The sequence below is a fragment of the Mycobacterium sp. E1747 genome (assembly GCF_001667775.1).
Lineage (GTDB): Bacteria > Actinomycetota > Actinomycetes > Mycobacteriales > Mycobacteriaceae > Mycobacterium.
This window is the reverse complement of the sequence record NZ_LZJI01000228.1, coordinates 60987-79707: the sequence shown is the minus strand read 5'-3', so window position 1 is coordinate 79707 and position 18721 is coordinate 60987. Positions and strand designations below refer to the sequence as shown.

At 69.6% G+C, this 18721-nt stretch carries 22 protein-coding genes and 1 pseudogene; 19 read left to right on the top strand and 4 right to left on the bottom strand.

The genetic code is table 11. The annotated features are described in order from the left end of the window. Positions 1-177: 177 nt before the first annotated feature. Positions 178-1221 (top strand): annotated as a pseudogene (locus A5695_RS24395) (hypothetical protein); the annotation flags it as partial. Between the two features lies 1 nt (position 1222). Next, the gene (locus A5695_RS24390) at positions 1223-1825 is read left to right on the top strand and encodes a TetR/AcrR family transcriptional regulator (RefSeq protein ID WP_068088527.1); all 603 of its coding nucleotides are present in this window, start codon (positions 1223-1225) and stop codon (positions 1823-1825) included. Here A5695_RS24390 and A5695_RS24385 read toward each other — a convergent pair. Further along, on the bottom strand, positions 1820-2704 hold the full coding sequence (locus tag A5695_RS24385; protein ID WP_068088524.1) for a D-alanyl-D-alanine carboxypeptidase family protein: 885 nt from the start codon (positions 2702-2704) through the stop codon (positions 1820-1822). The two genes, A5695_RS24390 and A5695_RS24385, sit on opposite strands and share 6 nt — an antisense overlap. 59 nt (positions 2705-2763) lie before the next feature. Between A5695_RS24385 and A5695_RS24380 the strand changes: the two genes are divergently transcribed. The 5 genes from A5695_RS24380 (at position 2764) to trmD (ending at position 5432) form a co-directional block, all read left to right on the top strand. Further along, positions 2764-3183 (top strand): nuclear transport factor 2 family protein, encoded by a 420-nt coding sequence (locus A5695_RS24380; RefSeq protein ID WP_068088521.1) that lies wholly within the window; start codon positions 2764-2766, stop codon positions 3181-3183. A 252-nt stretch (positions 3184-3435) separates the two neighbouring features. Beyond that, on the top strand, positions 3436-3951 hold the full coding sequence (gene rpsP / locus A5695_RS24375; RefSeq protein ID WP_068088518.1) for a 30S ribosomal protein S16: 516 nt from the start codon (positions 3436-3438) through the stop codon (positions 3949-3951). Between the two features lie 7 nt (positions 3952-3958). Next, positions 3959-4201: an RNA-binding protein gene (locus A5695_RS24370; protein ID WP_003878715.1), complete on the top strand. Its 243-nt coding sequence runs from the start codon at positions 3959-3961 to the stop codon at positions 4199-4201. A gap of 17 nt (positions 4202-4218) precedes the next feature. Continuing rightward, on the top strand, positions 4219-4740 hold the full coding sequence (gene rimM / locus A5695_RS24365) for a ribosome maturation factor RimM (protein ID WP_068088515.1): 522 nt from the start codon (positions 4219-4221) through the stop codon (positions 4738-4740). Continuing rightward, on the top strand, positions 4737-5432 hold the full coding sequence (gene trmD / locus A5695_RS24360) for a tRNA (guanosine(37)-N1)-methyltransferase TrmD (protein WP_068088512.1): 696 nt from the start codon (positions 4737-4739) through the stop codon (positions 5430-5432). The genes rimM and trmD overlap by 4 nt, the downstream gene beginning before the upstream one ends. On the opposite strand, the gene A5695_RS24355 is transcribed toward trmD, so the two are convergent. After that, entirely contained in the window at positions 5429-6406 is a 978-nt protein-coding gene (locus A5695_RS24355; protein WP_068088509.1) for a hypothetical protein, read from the bottom strand. The genes trmD and A5695_RS24355 overlap by 4 nt on opposite strands. 350 nt (positions 6407-6756) lie before the next feature. Here A5695_RS24355 and rplS point away from each other — a divergent pair, with 350 nt between their 5' ends. The 4 genes from rplS (at position 6757) to A5695_RS24335 (ending at position 9165) form a co-directional block, all read left to right on the top strand. Beyond that, positions 6757-7098, top strand: coding sequence for a 50S ribosomal protein L19 (gene rplS, locus A5695_RS24350; RefSeq protein WP_067212356.1), 342 nt, complete (start codon positions 6757-6759; stop codon positions 7096-7098). A gap of 69 nt (positions 7099-7167) precedes the next feature. Then, positions 7168-8058: a signal peptidase I gene (lepB, locus tag A5695_RS24345; RefSeq protein ID WP_068088506.1), complete on the top strand. Its 891-nt coding sequence runs from the start codon at positions 7168-7170 to the stop codon at positions 8056-8058. 2 nt (positions 8059-8060) lie between these two features. Next, on the top strand, positions 8061-8855 hold the full coding sequence (locus A5695_RS24340) for a ribonuclease HII (protein ID WP_068088503.1): 795 nt from the start codon (positions 8061-8063) through the stop codon (positions 8853-8855). A gap of 4 nt (positions 8856-8859) precedes the next feature. Next, positions 8860-9165, top strand: coding sequence for a DUF2469 domain-containing protein (locus A5695_RS24335; protein WP_007171389.1), 306 nt, complete (start codon positions 8860-8862; stop codon positions 9163-9165). Positions 9166-9170: 5 nt separating this feature from the next. Here A5695_RS24335 and A5695_RS24330 read toward each other — a convergent pair whose 3' ends face one another. Beyond that, the gene (locus A5695_RS24330) at positions 9171-9929 is read right to left on the bottom strand and encodes a GAF and ANTAR domain-containing protein (protein ID WP_068088500.1); all 759 of its coding nucleotides are present in this window, start codon (positions 9927-9929) and stop codon (positions 9171-9173) included. A gap of 270 nt (positions 9930-10199) precedes the next feature. On the opposite strand from A5695_RS24330, the gene A5695_RS24325 reads away from it, so the two are divergent. From A5695_RS24325 to A5695_RS24310, 4 genes are all read left to right on the top strand, one after another. Beyond that, positions 10200-11180, top strand: coding sequence for an SDR family oxidoreductase (locus A5695_RS24325; RefSeq protein WP_068088497.1), 981 nt, complete (start codon positions 10200-10202; stop codon positions 11178-11180). A 70-nt stretch (positions 11181-11250) separates the two neighbouring features. Further along, on the top strand, positions 11251-12069 hold the full coding sequence (gene fdhD, locus A5695_RS24320; protein ID WP_068088495.1) for a formate dehydrogenase accessory sulfurtransferase FdhD: 819 nt from the start codon (positions 11251-11253) through the stop codon (positions 12067-12069). Between the two features lie 114 nt (positions 12070-12183). Beyond that, positions 12184-12561 carry a YraN family protein gene (locus tag A5695_RS24315; RefSeq protein ID WP_068088545.1) on the top strand — a complete coding sequence of 126 codons (378 nt, stop codon included), beginning with the start codon at positions 12184-12186 and terminating at the stop codon, positions 12559-12561. Beyond that, positions 12561-14072, top strand: a complete 1512-nt coding sequence (locus A5695_RS24310; protein ID WP_068088492.1) for a YifB family Mg chelatase-like AAA ATPase — start codon at positions 12561-12563, stop codon at positions 14070-14072. The genes A5695_RS24315 and A5695_RS24310 overlap by 1 nt, the downstream gene beginning before the upstream one ends. 14 nt (positions 14073-14086) lie before the next feature. On the opposite strand, the gene A5695_RS24305 is transcribed toward A5695_RS24310, so the two are convergent. Beyond that, on the bottom strand, positions 14087-14362 hold the full coding sequence (locus tag A5695_RS24305; protein WP_068088489.1) for a DUF4190 domain-containing protein: 276 nt from the start codon (positions 14360-14362) through the stop codon (positions 14087-14089). Positions 14363-14466: 104 nt separating this feature from the next. Here A5695_RS24305 and dprA point away from each other — a divergent pair, with 104 nt between their 5' ends. The 4 genes from dprA to A5695_RS24285 are packed head-to-tail and all read left to right on the top strand — an operon-like array spanning position 14467 to position 18653. Then, complete coding sequence (gene dprA, locus A5695_RS24300) at positions 14467-15633, top strand: DNA-processing protein DprA (protein WP_068088486.1); 1167 nt, start codon at positions 14467-14469, stop codon at positions 15631-15633. A gap of 32 nt (positions 15634-15665) precedes the next feature. Further along, positions 15666-16517, top strand: coding sequence for a siderophore-interacting protein (locus A5695_RS24295; RefSeq protein ID WP_068088483.1), 852 nt, complete (start codon positions 15666-15668; stop codon positions 16515-16517). 42 nt (positions 16518-16559) lie between these two features. After that, a complete protein-coding gene (locus tag A5695_RS24290; protein ID WP_068088480.1) occupies positions 16560-17723 on the top strand; it encodes a lactate 2-monooxygenase in 1164 nt (387 codons plus the stop codon). Between the two features lie 33 nt (positions 17724-17756). Beyond that, positions 17757-18653, top strand: a complete 897-nt coding sequence (locus A5695_RS24285; RefSeq protein WP_068088477.1) for a tyrosine recombinase XerC — start codon at positions 17757-17759, stop codon at positions 18651-18653. Positions 18654-18721: the final 68 nt, after the last annotated feature.

Here is an 18721-nt window from a genome sequence, read left to right as displayed (position 1 = left end):
GCATGCTCATGCGAACGCCCTTGCCCCGGTTCAATATTCGGCTGCTGGCCAGGAAGAAGAGCATCCCGGTCGCGGGCTTGGCCACGTTGGGGGCGCTCTGCAGGATGCGGCCGCGCTTGCGCAGCACCTTGATCAGCCGGCGCCGCTCGCGCCACGTCGCGAAGGTGGACGGCAGCGCCCGCGACCGGGATGCTCTTCTTCCTGGCCAGCAGCCGAATATTGAACCGGGGCAAGGGCGTTCGCATGAGCATGCTGGTATCCGCCGACGCCAAGTCGATGCCGCTGTCGGTATACGTCTTCGGTCCGGGGGCTCGCCTGCTCAACAAGCTCCTGGGCTCTCATGTGCGATTCCAGCATCTGCCGGTGCCGTTCGAGCTGTACTCCGACGGGATCGACCTGCCGGTCTTCGAGGAGTTCGGCGCCGGAACCGCCGCGCTGCACCTGCGGGACCAGTTGCAGCGCAACGAGTTACTCGCCGACAAGGAATACCGCCGCCAGTTCCGGCGCGAGTTCGACCGCATCAAACTCGGCCCATCGCTGTGGCACCGCGACTTCCACGACGCGGTCATCGTCGAATGTCCCGACAAGTCGTTGATAGGCAAGAGCTTTGGGGCCATCGCCGACGAGCGCAAACTGCATCCACTGGACGCGTTCCTCGACGTGCTCGTCGAGAACGGTGAACGCAATGTCCGCTGGACGACGATCGTCGCCAACCATCGGCCCAAGCTGCTCGACGCGCTCGCCAAGGAGGGCAGCGTGCACATGGGGTTCTCGGACGCCGGTGCGCACTTGCGCAACATGGCCTTCTACAACTTCCCGCTGAAGCTGCTCAAGCGCACCCGGGACGCCGACCGGGCCGGCGCGCCGTTCATGTCGACCGAGCATGCGGTGCATCGCCTGACCGGCGAACTGGGGGAGTGGTTCGGCATCGACGCCGGCACGCTGCGCCAGGGCGACCGCGCGGACTTCGTGGTGATCGACCCGGCCGGCCTCAACGAGGCCGTGGAGGGCTACTACGAGGAGGAGGTGGCCTTCTACGGCGGCCTGCGGCGCATGGTCAACCGCAACGACGACGCCGTCGTCGCGACCGGCGTGGGCGGCGCCGTGGTCTTCCGCGCGGGCCGGTTCCGCGAGGGCTACGGCCAGACCGTGAAGTCGGGCCGCTACCTGCGCGCGGGCCAGCGGCACCGCGGCCGCAGCGCCGCGAAAGTCGGGGCCTGACGTGGCCAGAACCCAGCAGCAGCGTCGAGAAGAGACCGTCGGCCGACTCCTCGACGCCTGCATCGACACCATCATCGAGGTCGGCTACGCCCGGGCGTCTGCCGCCGTGATCACCAAGCGCGCGGGCGTATCCGTGGGCGCCCTGTTCCGGCACTTCGAGACGATGGGCGACTTCATGGCGGCCACCGCCTCCGAGGTGCTGCGCCGCCAGCTCGAGACGTTCACCAAGCGGGTAGCCGAGATCCCGCCCGATCGCCCGGCGCTCGAAGCCGCCTTGGCGATCCTGCGCGACGTCACCGCCGACCCGGCCAACGCGGTGCTCTACGAGCTGCTGGTCGCCGCGCGCACCGACGAAAAGCTCAGGGAGACTTTGCAACACGAGCTTCGGCAGTACTCCACCAAGATCCTCGAGGCCGCCCGCACCCTGCCCGGTGCCGAGAGCTTCCCCGAGGGGACGTTCCCCGTCCTGGTGACGGTGCTGACCAACGTGTTCGACGGGGCCGCGGTGGTGGAGGGGGTGCTGCCGCAACCGCAGATCGCCGAGCAGCGCATCCCGATGCTGATGACGCTGCTGTCCGCGGCGGCGCCGGACGCGGACCTATAGCGAGCCGATGCTGGACTGCGGGTTGAGCGCGAATCCCCAGTCGAACAGCGTCGCGGCCTGGTCCCAGTAGCTCGGCCCGCCCGCCTTCACCAGGCCGTACATCATCGCGATGACCAGCCGCCGGCCGCCGCGGGCCGCCGCGCCGACGAACGTCTTGCGCGCGGCGTCGGTGAACCCGGTCTTGCCGCCGATCGCGCCCGGATAGCGCTGCAACAGCTCGTCCTGGTTGACGATCGGCTGATCCCCGTGGTCGCCGGGAAACATCGCCGAGGGCTCCGCGGTGATCTGGGCGAACACCGGATTGGCCATCGCGGCTCGGAAGATGACGGCCAAGTCGTGCGCCGTCGAGGATCCGGATCCGCCGGGCCCGTCGAGGCCGGACGGCGTCGCGGCATGGGTGCTCGTCGCCCCCAGGGAGGCCGCCTTGGCGTTCATTTTGGCGACCGTGGCCTCGGGTCCGCCCAGCATGTGCGCCAGCGTGTTGGCGGCGTCGTTGCCCGAGACCAGCAGCAGGCCGTCCAGCAGCTGGCGCGCGGTGTAGAGACGGCCCGGTTTGACGCCGACACAGTTGCACTCCACCTGGGCGTCGGCGGTATCGGCGACCACGGTGGAATCCAGGCCGACTTGATCGAGGGTCACCAGCGCCAACAGCACCTTAATGGTGCTCGCCGGCGGGTGCGCCACATTCTGGTCGCGGCCGGCCAGCACCTGACCGCTGTCCAGGTCGGCGACGATCCAGGTCTGTGCGGGGCCGTCGGGGATCGGCATCGAGCCGACCGGCTGCATGCTGTCGGCCCAGGAGGTGGGGACGGTGGCGCCGCACGCACCGACCGTCAGCAGGGCCGCGACGCCGACCCTGAGGGCCATGACCTTGCGCATGGGCCGAAAGTCTAACTTCCGGGCCTTTTGAGCGCCGATTTTCGTCTACTGTCCGAGGCATGTTGAGCCTGGCCGAGATTTCCGACCGCTTAGAGATCCAGCAGCTGCTGGTTGACTATTCCACCGCCATTGACCAGCGCCGATTCGACGATCTCGACAAGGTGTTCACCGAAGACGCGTACATCGACTACACCGCGCTCGGGGGCATCGAGGGCCACTACCCGGAGGTCAAGAAGTGGCTCTCGGAGGTACTGCCGAATTTCCCGGTGTACGCGCACATGCTGGGCAACTTCTCGGTGCGTGTTGACGGCGACGAGGCGTCGTCGCGGGTGATCTGCTTCAACCCGATGGTGCTCGGCGGTGACAAGGATCAGGTGTTGTTCTGCGGGCTCTGGTACGACGACGAGTTCGCCCGCACGCCCGAGGGCTGGCGGATGACCCGCCGGGTGGAGTCGAAGGTTTTCCAGAAGGTCATGTAGGTCGGGGGCTTTCGCCCGCCTTCGCCGAAATTTGCCGTCACGGCTGTGCCGTGCGCCCGCGGCGCCCGGCTTCACCGCGCTTGCGATCGCCGCGATTTCTGGCGCGGCGCCCTGTTCTGGCACAATGGGCGGCTGTCCGCCGAGCGATTACGCATCGCTTCGCGGTCAGACACGCGAGGCAAAACCGGATCCGGGCATCCCGCCCCGATCGCTGAATTGCAGCGTGACACACACAGGAGAATTCGCTTAACCATGGCTGTGAAGATCAAGCTCACCCGGCTTGGCAAGATCCGCAATCCCCAGTACCGCATCGCCGTCGCCGACGCGCGGACGCGGCGCGACGGTCGCTCCATCGAGGTCATCGGTCGCTACCACCCGAAGGAAGACCCGAGCCTCATCGAGATCAACTCCGAGCGCGCCCAGTACTGGCTGTCGGTGGGAGCTCAGCCCACCGAGCCCGTCCTCAAGCTGCTGAAGATCACCGGCGACTGGCAGAAGTTCAAGGGACTGCCCGGCGCCGAGGGCCGCTTGAAGGTCGCCCCGCCCAAGCCGAGCAAGCTGGAGCTGTTCAACGCCGCGCTGGCGGAGGCCGAGGGCGGCCCGACCACCGAGGCCGCGAAGCCGAAGAAGAAGGCTTCAACTTCAGGGGCGAAGAAGGCCGCGAAGGCCGCCGAGCCCGAGGCCGCCACCGAGGCTCCCGCAGAGGCCGCGACGGCCGAGACGGCCGCCGAAGGTGGCGAGCAGGCCGAGCCGAGCACCGAAAGCTGACGCGGAAATGAGCACGGTCGTCGTTGACGCGGTGGAGCACCTGGTGCGCGGGATTGTCGACAACCCCGACGATGTCCGGGTGGACATGGTGACCAGTCGCCGCGGCCGAACTGTCGAGGTCCACGTCCATCCCGACGACCTGGGCAAGGTAATCGGTCGCGGCGGTCGCACCGCGACCGCCCTGCGCACGCTGGTCGCCGGTATCGGTGGCCGCGGCATCCGCGTCGACGTGGTGGACACCGACCAGTAGCCGCTCATGGAACTCCGTTGGAGTTGACGGTCGGGCGCGTCGCGAAGGCGCACGGGATCGGCGGCGAAGTCGTCGTCGAGATCCACACCGACGATCCCGACGCCCGCTTTGCGCCCGGTAAAACGTTGCGCGGCAGGTCTTCCCGCGGCGGCGCGGAACGCGACTTCGTCGTCGAGAGTGCGCGTGACCACGGTGGGCGGCTGCTGGTGCGATTGGCCGGGGTGACCGATCGTGACTCCGCCGACGCGCTGCGCGGCACCCTGTTCGTCGTCGATTCCGATGACCTGCCCCCCATCGACGAGCCGGACACCTACTACGACCACCAGCTCGAGGGGCTGCGCGTGCGGACGGTGACGGGGCAGGAGGTCGGCGTCGTCGCCGAGGTGCTGCACACTGCCGCCGGGGAGCTGTTGGCGGTGCGCCGGGGCGACGGCGGGGAAGTGTTGGTGCCGTTCGTCGGCGCGATCGTCACCTCGGTGTCACTCGACGACGGTGTCGCGGAGATCGATCCACCCGAGGGTCTGCTGGATCTGGCATGAGAATCGACGTCGTCACCATCTTTCCCGCCTTCCTGGATCCGCTGCGACAGTCGTTGCCCGGCAAGGCGATTCAGTCGGGCCTGGTCGACCTGCGGGTGCATGACCTGCGGCGGTGGACGCACGACGTGCACCGCTCGGTCGACGACGCGCCCTACGGCGGCGGTCCGGGGATGGTGATGAAGGCGCCGGTGTGGGGCGAGGCGCTGGACGAAATCTGCTCGGAGCGAACCGTTTTGGTGGTACCCACACCCGCCGGTGCGTTGTTCACCCAGGCCGACGCCCAGCGGTGGAGCGCCGAAGAGCACCTGGTGTTCGCGTGCGGACGCTACGAGGGCATCGACCAGCGGGTCATCGAGGATGCCGCCCGGCGGATGCGGGTGCAGGAGGTCTCGATCGGTGACTACGTCCTGCCGGGTGGGGAGTCGGCGGCCGTGGTGATGATCGAAGCCGTGGTGCGCCTGCTCGACGGAGTGCTCGGCAATCCCGCCTCGCACCTGCAGGATTCGCATTCGCCGGCCCTGGATCGGCTGCTCGAAGGCCCCAGCTATACCAGGCCGCCGAGCTGGCGCGGGCTCGACGTACCCGAGGTCTTGCTGTCCGGCGACCACGCGCGCGTCGAGGCATGGCGGCGAGAGGTTTCCTTGCAGCGCACCCGCGAACGCCGTCCCGGGCTGCTGGACCCCTCCGACTAGAGGCCGCGCCGCAACGGGTCGATCCGACCGTCGGGAAATATCGTCTTGACCGCCCGGGTGATGGTCTCGCGGGCGGTGGCGTCGTCGGAGGATTGCAGGGACTGCACCACCATGATGTAGCGACGGTCCGCGCCGATCATCCCGGTCGACAGGTGCATCCAGGCGCTGCCGATGCAGCACATCCAGCCCTGCTTGACCGCCACCGGTTCGGCGTACAACCCCTCCGGGATGCCGAAGCGCTGCGGATAGCCGTCGAGCCCGTTCGGCGTGGACTGGGCCAGGTCGTCGACGATGAGCTTCGCCTTGTCGGGCGGAAGGCCGCCGGACCCGTCGAGCAGCATCTCGTAGTAGCGGACGAGGTCGGTCGTGGTGCTCATGGTGTTCCACCAGCGTCCGTCGCTGGGCGGCGTGGTCGACGCCAGGCCGTAGCGGGCCGCGACCGCGCTGATGATGGCGTTGTCGCCGCCCTGGGCCCAGAACCTTTCGGCGGCGCCGTCGTCGGAGGACTGCAGCATGATGTCCAACGCCTGGCGGTCGTCGGCGCTCAGTGCGGCCTTGCCCTGGGATTCGTGCAGCAGCAGGTCGTCGGCGATGAAGAGCTTGGCCACCGAGGCGGTGCCGATGACCTGGCTGTTGCCGGTGGAAACCAGCTGATGGGTATGGCGATCGAGAATCGCCACCGACAGTGCGGCCCCGCGGGTGGCGGCCTCGTCGGTCGCTTGCTGCACGCGGGCCTGCAGGCCGACGGGTCCCGCGCTGGACAGTTGCTGCTCCGGCTGCTCCGGTTGCTCCGGCTTGACGGCATCGAGCATCAGCCGCGTTCTTTGCGGGGGCGGCTGGCGCAGGCCGCGGTCGGGGGTGACATACACCGGGAGGTTGTAGACCTTGGCCTGTACCTTCGCCTCGCAACCGGCGGCCACCACCAACGCCACCGCCGCTGTGGCGGTGAACAAGGTCAGCGGCCGAACGCGCATTCCTCTCCTCCGGCTGGCTCGGGCGCACCGAGGTGCACAGGCGCGGGCCGCGTCGCGCCACCTGATCCGGCCGTCACGCAAGGTCCGGTAGCGCGTTCTGGCCCCAGTCATATGTACCATTTACCAGCGTCTTCGGCTCGCTGCGAACCGCGTCGGAAGCTGTGATTTTCGTGGCAAGCGCCCTGTCTGGCACAATTGACCAGTTGTCTCCAGCGGTTGCTGGCCGGCCGGGCCGCTTCCCGCCTGCTGCGAGATGCGCGCAAGTTGCCCAAAACCATCGGCTTGGCGACCGCTCACACCCCGGGTGAGGGCTGTTGCCGCAGGCCGCGACCGCAAGGAAGTGCCTTCTAATGAACCGCCTGGACTTCGTCGACCAAGCGTCGCTGCGCGACGACATCCCGGTTTTCGGCCCGGGCGACACCGTCAACGTGCACGTGAAGGTCATCGAGGGTGCCAAGGAGCGCATCCAGGTGTTCAAGGGCGCGGTGATCCGCCGGCAGGGCGGCGGAATCCGCGAGACCTTCACCGTGCGCAAGGAGAGCTACGGCGTCGGCGTCGAGCGGACCTTCCCGGTGCATTCGCCCAACATCGACCACATCGAGGTGGTGACCCGTGGCGATGTGCGCCGCGCCAAGCTCTACTACCTGCGTGAGCTCCGCGGCAAGAAGGCCAAGATCAAGGAAAAGCGCTGAGCCGGGACGGCCGGGCGGCGGTCCCGGTCGGTTTACAGCGCCACAATCTGCGCTGGCTACTCTGATCACGTGACCGATCCCACGGACTCACCTGAGCCCCCGTCCGCCCAGTCAGAGCCGAAGGTCTCCACCCGCATCCCGGACCCGCCCGAAGGCAAGGCGCCGGAGGTGGCCGAATCGGTTCCCGAGCCGGCGGACGAGCCCGACCGGGACGCGCCGGAGCGGACCAAGCGATCCGCCGTGCGCGAATTCGCGCTGCTGGCCGTGATCGCGGTGGCGCTCTATTACGTGATGCTGACGTTCGTGGCACGGCCCTACCTGATCCCGTCGGAGTCGATGGAACCGACGTTGCACGGGTGCGCCGGCTGCGTCGGCGACCGGATCATGGTCGACAAGGTCACCTATCGCTTCGGCCCGCCGCGCCCCGGCGATGTCATCGTCTTCAAGGGGCCGCCATCCTGGAACCTCGGCTACAAGTCGATCCGGTCCAACAACACGGTGCTGCGCTGGGCGCAGGATGCGCTGTCCTTCATCGGCTTCGTGCCACCCGACGAGAACGACCTGGTCAAGCGGGTCATCGCGGTCGGCGGGCAGACGGTGCAGTGCCGCGCCGACACCGGGTTGACCGTCGACGGCAAGCCGCTCAAAGAGTCGTACCTGGATCCGGCCACCATGATGGCCGACCCGTCGGTGTACCCGTGCCTGGGCAGCGAGTTCGGGCCGGTCACCGTGCCCAAGGGGCGGCTGTGGGTGATGGGCGACAACCGGACGCATTCGGCGGATTCCCGCGCCCACTGCACCAGCGTCCCGACCGAGGCGCTCAAGGGCGTGTTATGCACGGGTGATCCGACGTCGGGGACCGTGCCGGTGTCCAACGTGATCGGCAAGGCGAGGTTCATCGTGTGGCCGCCGGGGCGCTGGGGTGGCGTGTCTTCGGTGAACCCGCAGCAGCATCAGTAGCCATGGCCACGACGTGGCCGCCGCGGACGGTGATCCGCAAGTCGTCGGGATTGCGCACGCTGGAATCCGCGCTGTACCGCAGCGGGTTGGGCCCGGTCGCGGGGGTGGACGAAGTCGGTCGCGGCGCCTGCGCGGGCCCGCTGGTCGTGGCCGCCTGTGTGCTTGGCCCCGGACGACTGGAAAGTCTTGCGGCACTTGATGATTCGAAGAAGCTCACCGAGGCCGCCCGGGAGAAGCTGTTCCCCCTGATCCGTCGCTACGCGCTGGCCTACCACGTGGTGTTCATCCCGCCGGCAGAGGTGGACCGGCGCGGCGTGCACGTCGCGAACATCGAGGGCATGCGGCGCGCCGTCGCGGGCCTGCCGGTGCGGCCCGGGTATGTGCTGAGCGACGGATTCCGCGTCCCCGGGCTGCCGGTGCCGTCGTTGCCGGTGATCGGGGGCGACGCGGTGGCGGCCTGCATCGCCGCGGCCAGCGTGCTGGCGAAGGTGAGCCGGGACCGCCTGATGGTCGCCATGGAGGCCGACCACCCGGGTTACGGTTTCGCCGAGCACAAGGGCTACAGCACGCCGGCGCACAGCGCGGCGCTGACGCGGCTGGGGCCCTGCCCCGAACACCGCCATTCGTTTATCAACGTCCGGCGGGTGGCCATAGGGTCACAGGGGTTGGGTGGCCGCGTGGTGGCCGAATGCAGACCGGACCTCCGCCCGCGCGCGGCGGATATCGGTGAGGAAAGATGGGACCAGGATTCCCTGGGCGGAACGCCGGGGAAGTGTTTCTCCGAGAAGGACGTCTGAACAGATGAGTGCCGAGGATCTCGAAAAGTACGAAACCGAGATGGAGCTCTCGCTGTACCGCGAATACAAGGACATCGTCGGACAGTTCAGCTACGTCGTGGAAACCGAGCGGCGGTTCTACCTGGCTAATAGCGTCGAGATGGTGCCGCGCAACGCCGACGGCGAGGTGTATTTCGAACTGCGGCTGTCCGACGCGTGGGTGTGGGATATGTACCGGCCGGCGCGGTTCGTCAAGCAGGTGCGGGTGGTGACGTTCAAGGACGTCAACATCGAAGAGGTGGAAAAGCCCGAGCTGCGGCTGCCCGAATAGTCGGGCTAGCCGTTCTCCTTGTCGTCCGAGGACGGCAGCTCGCCGCGTCGCTCGATCACCTCGCGGGCCACGTCGGCCAGCTTGATATTGAGCGCCTGCGAGTGGCTTCGCAGCAGGTCGAACGCCTGCTCCTCGGTCATGTCGTGGAGCAGCATCAGCATGCCGACCGCCTTGCCGATCTCCCGGTTGCTCAGCAGTCCCCGCCGCAGGCTGCTGGCGTCCTCGCCCTTGTTGACCGCGTTGATGGCCACGCTGGCGAACGCGGCCAGCACCGCCGCACGCCCGGCCGACTCGGCGTCGAAGACGCCTGCGGTGTCGCTGAACAGGTTGAGCGCGGCGCCTTTGCGCTTGTCCACCAGCAGCCGAAAGCCCATCGCCCCGCGCACCGGGGTCTCGGCCACCAGCGTCTTCGCCAGGTGGGGCCACAGCGACGGCGTCCTCAGGTCGGGCTCGATCTGCGGGGTCTCCTCCTCGATCGCGTCGATGCAGGGCCCGTCACCCGACCGCCGTTCCAGCTCGTCGATCTGCTGGGCCAACTGGTCACTCGCGCCCACGGTGACGTACCGGTCGCCGTCGCGAAGCAGCAGGCTGGCGTGGTCACACCCGCGGACCACGAGGGTGGCGGCGACGCAGATGGCCGCGTACATCTGGCCGACGTCGGAGCCCTGGTAGATGATCTCGGCGAGCGCGGCGAAAACCGTGCCGGGGTCGGCCTTCTCCCCGCCGGGCGCCGGTTGGCCCGCGGCCGTCGATTCGTTCCCCATGCTGTGCCTCTTTCCCTGCGCAATGCCGTCTGACCCCGCGTTCGATCGCCGTAGATTATCGGCCCTGCGTGCGTGGTCCACACGCTGTTCGGCTCGATTGCGACGAATTGCACGCGCCCTTGCCGCCAGCGCGCGGGCGACGAAAATCGTCCGCGCACAATGCGGGTACCCGTACGTGGGGCATTCACGATTCGCGCCACCGCCCTGCGGCTCTGGGTGACGTTTCCCGCCCGGGGTTTCGGCGGGCCGCCGAGGGGAAAGAGCGTTGGAGTGGGCATTACTGTCGCCGTGACCGGGCCGACCGGTGAGATCGGGATGTCGGCGGTGACGGCGCTGGAACGCGAACCGGCCGTCGACGCCATCATCGGGATGGCGCGCCGGGCGTTCGACCCGTCTTCGCGCGGCTGGCAGAAGACGGCCTACCAGCAGGGCGACATCCTGGACCGCGAGGCCGTCGACGCCCTGGTGGCCCAGGCCGACGTGGTGATCCACCTGGCGTTCATCATCATGGGGTCGCGGGAAGAGAGCGCCCGCATCAATCTGCAGGGCACCCGCAACGTGTTCGAGGCGACGGTCGCCAGCGAGCGGACCCGGCGGCTGGTGTACACGTCGTCGGTGGCGGCCTACGGGTATCACAGCGACAACCCCGACCCATTGACCGAGGACGTGCCGGCGCGGGGGTCCGAGGAGCATTACTACTCCGAGCAGAAGGCGGCGTGCGAGGCGCTGCTCGGCGAGATCACCAAGGATTCGCCGCTGGAGGTCTTCGTGTTGCGGCCGTGCATCGTCGCCGGCCCCAACGCCACCGCCTTGGCCGACGCGATGCCGTGGAACCAACTGCCCGGCCCGATGCGCGCCGTGGTGAAGGCGGTGCCGATACTGAAGCCGGTCGTCCCGGACCCCGGCTATCCGCTGCAGTTGGTGCACCACGACGACGTCGCCAGCGCGATCGCGCTGGCGGCCACCACGCCGGCGCCCCCCGGGGCGTACAACATCGCCGGTGACGGCGTCGTCACGGTCACCGACGTGGCCAGGGCACTGGGTGGCCGCCCGGTCCGGGTGCCCGCGGTCGCGGCCTCGGCGGCCTCGGCGGCGCTCTCGCGGGTGCCGCTGGTCCCGTCCATGCTCGAATGGCTGCACACCGCGCGCACGTCCATGGTGATGGACACCACCAAGGCACGCACCCAACTGGGCTGGCGGCCGGTGCACTCCTCGGCGGAAACCCTGACCGCGCTGGCCTCGGCGCTCTGAGGCCGGGGTAGTTTTGCTGCGTGAGGTCTCAGCACTGCGCCGCGATCCCCGCCGACGGCGAAATCGCCTCGTGCGACACGTAACTGCGCGCCGGCGGGTGACCCACCTGACCGCCGGCAAAGCCACCACCCGGCCCGAGACCCTGGTCGTCGAGGAACCGCTCGAGATTAGGGTGAACGGCGCGGCCGTCACCGTGACCATGCGCACGCCGGGCGCGGATTTCGAATTGGCGCAAGGCTTTCTGCTGACCGAGGGCATCATCGCTGGACGCGACGACGTGCAGACCATCCGGTATTGCGGTGGCGCCGTCGAGGGTGCGAACACCTATAACGTGCTGGACGTGACGTTGGCCGCCGGCGTCACGGCACCGACCCTCGACGTGACCCGAAATTTCTACACCACCTCCTCGTGCGGCGTCTGTGGCAAGGCGTCGCTGGATGCGGTGCGCGTGATCGGCCGCTTCGCTCCCGGAGCTGATCCCGCGACCGTCGCGGCGGCCACGCTCGAAGCGATGCCCGGCCAACTCCGTTCCGCGCAAAAGGTTTTCGACAGCACCGGCGGGCTGCACGCCGCCGCGCTGTTCGGGATCGACGGGACGATGCTCGCGGTGCGTGAGGACGTCGGCAGGCACAACGCCGTCGACAAGGTCATCGGGTGGGCGCTGGAGCAGCGCCAGGTGCCGCTGGCCGGTTCGGTGCTGCTGGTCAGTGGCCGGGCCTCCTTCGAGCTGACCCAGAAAGCGGTGCTGGCCGGGATTCCGGTGCTGGCCGCCGTGTCCGCGCCGTCGTCGCTGGCGGTGTCGTTGGCCGAGGAGTCGGGGATCACGTTGGTCGCCTTCCTGCGCGAGGACTCGATGAACGTCTACACCCGGGCCGACCGCATCCGCTAGACGCGTTCATCCGGTTGTGGATGAACGCGGCACTGGGGACAACCGGCCGCCGCGGGCGGCTCACCCGCGCCGGTGCGGACCGCCGTGTCGGGGCCGGCCCGCACAGTGGCCGGCATGACGACCGAAACGACGATGACCCGGGTCCAGCTCGGCGCGCTGGGCGAAGCGCTCGCCGCGGACCACCTGACGCGGGCGGGATTGCGCGTTCTGCAACGCAACTGGCGCTGCCGCTACGGCGAACTCGACGTCATCGCCTGCGACGACGCCACCGGCACGGTGGTGTTCGTCGAGGTGAAGACCCGCACCGGCGACGGTTACGGCGGCCTGGCGTACGCGGTCACCGAAAGCAAGGTCCGCCGGTTGCGGCGCCTGGCCGGGCTGTGGCTGGCGGGCCAGGACACGCGTTGGGCGGCGTTGCGCATCGACGTGATCCGGGTGCGGATCGGGCGCCGGCGCATCCCCGAAATCACCCATCTGCAAGGGATCGGCTGATGGCGCTGGGCCGCGCGTTCTCGGTCGCCGTCCGCGGCGTGGATGGACAGATCGTCGAGATCGAAGCCGACATCACCTCCGGATTGCCGGGCATTCACCTGGTGGGTCTGCCGGATGCCGCCCTGCAGGAATCTCGCGACCGGGTCAGGGCGGCGGTCGCCAACTGCGGCAACAGCTGGCCGATGGCGCGGCTCACGCTCGCGCTGTCACCGGCGACGCTGCCCAAGATGGGGTCCGTCTACGACATCGCCCTGGCCGCGGCCGTTCTGTCGGCGCAGCGAAAGAACCCGTGGGACCGCCTGGAGAAGACGGTATTGCTCGGCGAGCTTTCACTGGACGGCCGGGTGCGCCCGGTGCGCGGCGTGCTGCCGGCGGTGCTGGCCGCCAAGCGCGACGGCTGGCCGGCCGTCGTCGTCCCGGTCGACAACCTTGCCGAAGCCAGCCTGGTCGACGGCATCGATGTCTGGGGCGTGCGCACGCTGCGGCAGTTGCAGAAATGGCTCAGCGGCTCCGCCGCCCTGCACAACCGGATAACCACCACGTCGACCCCGCCGGAGCCGTCGATGGATCTGGCCGAGGTGGTCGGGCAGACTCAGGCGCGGTTCGCGGTGGAGGTGGCCGCCGCCGGCTCGCACCACCTCATGCTCACCGGGCCGCCGGGTGTCGGCAAAACCATGCTCGCCCAACGGCTTCCGGGGCTGCTTCCGGCGCTCTCGGAGAGCGAGTCACTCGAGGTCACCGCGATCCATTCGGTGGCCGGGCTGCTGTCGGGGGAGACGCCGCTGATCACCACGCCGCCGTTCGTGGCACCGCATCACAGCTCCACCGTGGCGGCGCTGGTGGGCGGCGGTTCGGGCATGGCGCGCCCCGGCGCGGTCAGCCGCGCGCATCGCGGGGTGCTCTTCCTCGACGAATGCGCGGAGATCAGTGTCAGCGCGCTGGAAGCCTTGCGAACCCCGTTGGAGGATGGGGAGATTCGTCTCGCCCGGCGCGACGGTGTGGCCTGCTACCCGGCCCGCTTTCAGCTGGTCCTGGCGGCCAACCTGTGCCCCTGCGCGCCCGCCGACCCGCAGGACTGCATCTGTGCCGCCGCGGCCAAGCGCCGCTACCTCGGCAAGCTGTCCGGTCCACTGCTCGACCGAGTGGACCTGCGGGTGCAGATGCACTCGGTGCGCGCGGGCGCGTTCTCCGGCGGCGAAGCCGAGTCGACGGCGCAGGTTCGGCAGCGGGTGGCCCAGGCGCGCGCGGCCGCGGCCGAGCGGTGGTTGCCGCACGGATTTCGCACCAACGCCGAAGTCAGCGGGGCGCTGTTGCGCCGGAAGTTCCGCCTGGGCAACGCGGCGATGACCCCGCTGCAAAGAGCGTTGGATCGTGGGGTGCTCAGCATCCGGGGCCTGGACCGGACTTTGCGGGTCGCGTGGAGCCTGACCGATCTGGCCGGCGGCGTGTCGCCGGGAGTGGAAGAGGTCGCGGCCGCGCTCAGCTTTCGGCAGCCGGGAGCGCAGCGATGAGCACCGGCCGCGAATCACCAGTACGCGATGGTCAACCAATCGTTGTGCCCGCCGCGGACCGCTATCGCGACGGTCACCAGGATGGCGAACGCCCGCGCGAACTGCGCCATCGCGCGGCCGCCTTCACCGCGCTGTTCCATGTCACGCAACGCGACGAACGCGAGGAGGCCGCTCAGGATCGGGATGGGCAGGCCGCACCAGCTGACCAGGCTCAGCGCGAACGCCGCGATCGCCCAAGGGTTTATTGGGCGCGCCGGTGCCGCGAGCCGGGTCGGCGGGCAGACGATCATTGTTCGCTCCGTTCGTTGCCGGCCGCGCGATGGCGAATGGGGGTCGACGACAACACATTTGCGTATGGGGCTAAACGAATCCTTGGCGAATCCTTGGAACCCCGATGCTGACCGCGGTCGACGATCCCGTACTGCGCGCCTGGGCCTACCTGTCCCGGGTGGCCGAGCCGCCGTGCGCCGAGCTGGCCGCGCTGGTGCGGTCGGTGGGCCCGGTGGAGGCGGCCGACCGGGTACGCCGCGGGCTGGTCGGCGGCGACCTCGCGCGACACACCGAGGCCAGGCGCGAAATCGATTGTGCAGCAGCCGACCTCGAGCTACTCGCGCATCGGGGGGGACGGTTGATCACGCCCGACGACGACGAGTGGCCGCTGCTGGCGTTCGCCGCCTTCCGGAACGCCTCGGGCAAAGCGCAAGGCGCGGCCCCGATGGTGCTGTGGGCGCAGGGCCCCGGCCGGCTCGACGAGGTGGCGCACCGCGCGGCCGCCGTGGTGGGAACGCGGGCCGCCACGGCATATGGCGAGCAGGTGGCCGAGGACTTGGCGGTCGGGCTGGCGCAACGGGAGGTGGCCGTCGTCTCCGGCGGTGCCTACGGGATCGACGGTGCGGCACACCGGGCGGTGCTGAACGCTGACGGCGTCACCGTGGCGGTGCTGGCTGGCGGGCTCGACATTCCGTATCCGAGCGGCCATACGGCGCTGCTGCATCGCGTCGGCCAACACGGGTTGCTCTTCACCGAATACCCGCCGGGCGTTCGGCCCGCGCGCCACCGATTCCTGACCCGCAACCGGTTGGTGGCCGCCGTCGCCGGGGCCGCGGTGGTGGTCGAAGCGGGGCTGCGCAGCGGCGCCGCGAACACCGCGGCGTGGGCGCGGGCGCTGGGGCGGGTGGTGGCCGCGGTGCCCGGCCCCGTGACGTCGTCGGCGTCGGCCGGTTGCCACGCGCTGCTGCGCAACGGCGCCGAACTGGTTACCAGGGCCGACCACATCGTCGAGCTCATCGGCCGCATCGGCGAGCTGGCCGCCGAAGACCCGCGCCCGGCGACCGTGCTCGACGGGCTCAGCGACGCCGAGCGCCGGGTGTACGAGGCGCTGCCGGGCCGCGGCGCCGCAACCGTCGAGCAGGTCGCGGTCGCGTCGGGGCTGGCGCCCGAGCGGGTGTTGGGGCCGCTGGCCATGCTCGAGCTGGCCGGACTGGTGTGCCGTCAGGAGGGCAGGTGGCGACTGCTGCGGGGCGCGAGCGGCCAAGCTGCATCGACGCCGCGGCTCGTATAGTCGACGGGGGTCGGGCGGGGACAGGAGGACACGTGGCGGGTCGACCTCTGCAACGCTTCGAGGTTGTCGATACCAAGGAGCTCACACCGCACATGGTCGCGGTGGTGCTGGGCAGCAAGGACTTCGACGCCTTCGTGCCCAGCAAATTCACCGACGCCTACGTCAAGCTGGCGTTCGTCGCCGACGACATCGACGTCGCGGATTTGCCCCAGCCGTTGACCCTCGACAGCTTCGCCGGCCTGCCCCCCGAGAAGCGACCGTCGGTCCGCACCATGACCGTGCGCCACGTCGACAGCGCCGCCGGTCGGATCACGCTGAACATCGTCACGCACGGCGAGCACGGGATCGCGGGCCAATGGGCAGCGGCGGCGCAGCCGGGCCAGCGGATCTTCTTGATGGGCCCCGGCGGCGCCTACACGCCCGACCCGGCCGCCGACTGGCACCTGCTGGCCGGCGACGAGTCCGCGCTGCCGGCCATCGCCGCCGCGCTGGAAGCATTGCCGCCCAGCGCCGTTGGCAAGGCGTTCATCGAAGTGGCGGGCCAGGAAGACGAGATCCCGTTGACCGCGCCGGACGGCGTCGAGGTGCATTGGGTCTATCGCGGCGGCCGGGCCGACCTGGTCCCCGAGGACCGCGCCGGCGACCACGCCCCGCTGATCGAGGCGGTCACCACCACGCCGTGGCTGCCCGGACAGGTGCACGTGTTCATCCACGGCGAGGCGCAAAGCGTGATGCACAATCTGCGGCCCTACATCCGCAAAGAGCGCGGCGTCGACGCGAAGTGGGCGTCGTCCATCTCGGGATACTGGCGGCGCGGCCGCACCGAAGAGACCTTCCGGCAGTGGAAGAAGGAACTGGCTGAGGCCGAGGCCGGGGGCTCCTAGCGGGTGCGTCGGTCCGATCCCCGGCTGGCATCCTCTACTTCCATGGCGCATTTCGGCGATTACCAGAACGAGATCTACTTCAAGGGTCTGGGCGGGGTCGCGCCCGCGCTGCCGATGGCGTTCACGGAGCTGGAGGCCCGGGCCGAGCGGGCGATGTCGCCGTCGGTGTGGTCCTACGTCACCGGCGGCGCCGGCGACGAGCGCACCCAACGCGCCAATCGCGAGGCGTTCGACCGCTGGGGCCTGATGCCCAGGATGTTCGTCGGCGCCGCCGAGCGTGACCTGTCGGTCGAGCTGTTCGGCCTGACGCTGCCGTCGCCGGTGTTCATGGCCCCGATCGGCGTCATCGGCATCTGTGCTCAAGACGGCCACGGCGACGTGGCCACCGCGCGCGCCGCCGCGGCAACCCGTGTCCCGATGGTCGTCTCCACCCTGACCGCCGACCCGATGGAAGAGGTCGCCGCCGAGTTCGGCGACACCCCCGGCTTTTTTCAGCTGTACACGCCGAAGAATCGCGACCTCGCCGCCAGCCTGGTGCAGCGGGCCGAGGCCGCCGGCTACAAGGCCATCATCGTCACGCTGGACACCTGGATTCCCGGCTGGCGTCCGCGCGACCTCAGCACGGCGAACTTTCCGCAACTGCGCGGGCACTGCCTGGCCAACTACACCAGCGACCCGGTCTTCCGCGCCGGGCTGGCACGCCCGCCCGAGGAGGACCCGCAAGCGACTGTGCTGCAGTGGATCACGACGTTCGGCAATCCGTTGACGTGGGACGACCTTCCCTGGCTGCGATCGCTGACCAAGTTGCCGCTCGTCATCAAGGGCATCTGCCATCCCGACGACGCCCGGCGCGCCAAGGACGGTGGCGTCGACGGCATCTACTGCTCGACGCACGGCGGACGTCAGGCCAACGGCGGTCTGCCCGCGCTGGACTGCTTGCCGGGGGTGATTGAGGCGGCCGACGGGCTGCCAGTGCTGTTCGATTCGGGAATCCGCAACGGTGCCGACATCGTCAAGGCGCTGGCGCTGGGCGCGACCGCGGTGGGCGTCGGCCGTCCGTACGCCTACGGTCTGGCACTGGGCGGCGTCGACGGCGTCGTGCACGTCCTGCGTTCGCTGCTGGCCGAAGCGGACCTGATCATGGCCGTCGACGGCTATCCGACACTGAAAGATCTCACCCCGGACACGCTTCGGCGCGTCGACTGAATCAAGTCCCCGGCCCCTGCGAACGTTGCAGGCGTGGAGGCCGTCCTTGAGGAGTTCGACGAGTACCTGTCGCTGCAATGCGGACGCTCGGCGCACACCCGTCGGGCCTACCTCGGCGACCTGCGCTCGCTGCTGACGTTCCTCGAGAGTCGCGGCGCCGGGCTCGACGCGCTGAGCCTGCCGCTCTTGCGCTCCTGGTTGTCGTCCGCGGCCACGGCCGGGGCCGCCCGCACGACGCTGGCCCGCCGCACGTCGGCGGTCAAGGCGTTCACCGCGTGGGCCGCGCGGCGCGGTCTGCTGGTCGGGGACCCCGCGGCGCGGCTGCAGGTACCCAAGGCGCACCGCACGCTGCCGGCGGTGCTGCGCCAGGACCAGGCGCTCGATGCGATGGCCGCCGCGAAATCCGGTGCCGAACAAGGTGATCCGATGGCCTTGCGGGACCGGCTGATCGTCGAGATGTTGTACGCCACCGGAATCCGGGTGAGCGAGCTGTGCGGCCTGGACATCGACGACGTGGACACCCGCTATCGGCTGGTCCGGGTGCTCGGCAAGGGCAACAAGCAGCGCACCGTGCCGTTCGGGATGCCGGCCGCCGAGGCGCTGCGCGCCTGGCTCGACGAGGGTCGCCCCGCGCTGGTGACCGCCGAGTCCGGCCCCGCGCTGCTGCTGGGCGCGCGGGGCCGGCGGCTCGACGTGCGTCAGGCCCGCACCGTGGTGCACCAGACGGTCGCCGCGGTGGACGGCGCCCCCGACATGGGCCCGCACGGGCTGCGGCACAGCGCGGCGACGCATCTGCTGGAAGGCGGGGCCGACCTGCGGGTCGTTCAGGAGCTCCTCGGCCATTCCAGCCTGGCGACCACCCAGCTCTACACCCACGTCGCCGTCTCCCGTTTGCGGGCGGTGCACGATCAGGCCCACCCGCGGGCGTGAGCGTGCGCTCACGGCGTCGGGTGGGCGGTTCGGGCGCCGACACGGGGCGAGACAGACCTGGGCGCACG